Origin of the sequence: Xanthomonas populi (assembly GCF_002940065.1) — a bacterium.
GTDB lineage: Bacteria > Pseudomonadota > Gammaproteobacteria > Xanthomonadales > Xanthomonadaceae > Xanthomonas > Xanthomonas populi.
In genome coordinates this window covers 1-420 of the sequence record NZ_MDEJ01000349.1, presented here as the reverse complement: position 1 = coordinate 420, position 420 = coordinate 1, and the positions used below count along the sequence as shown (strand labels likewise).

1 protein-coding gene is annotated in these 420 nt (G+C 52.1%); it reads left to right on the top strand.

The window, feature by feature from the left end; translation table 11 throughout:
- On the top strand, positions 1–223 hold a 223-nt coding region (locus XpopCFBP1817_RS22410; protein ID WP_208619698.1), incomplete at its 5' end, for a hypothetical protein.
- Positions 224–420 lie beyond the last annotated feature (197 nt).

Genomic DNA, 420 nt, shown 5'->3' with positions numbered 1-420 from the left:
CTGTCGTTCTCCGCTGGCAGGGCGTCAAGTCAATGATGGCAGATTGCTGGGGTTTTTAGAGGCTCCTTTAATTCAACGTGAGAGAAGTTGGTATGCTTTATTTGAAATGAATGCTTTTCGACCTGGTCCCGGCTGTTCGCTTCAGGAAGAAAAAATTCTCAGTTGCAGTGGGCACTGCGGAGCAGAAGCGCAGTATAGCCGCACTGCACTATGTGGATTTTAGCTATGCGCATCCAACGGCACGCCAGCAGTTCTGTCCCCCCGCTTGATTCATCTCATCCCGACGCGGCTGTCGCGACGAAAGATCTGCCAGTGAGCGATGGCTGGCCCATGGGTTTGCAATCATTAAAAGGAGCCTCTAAAAACCCCAGCAATCTGCCATCATTGACTTGACGCCCTGCCAGCGGAGAACGACAGACA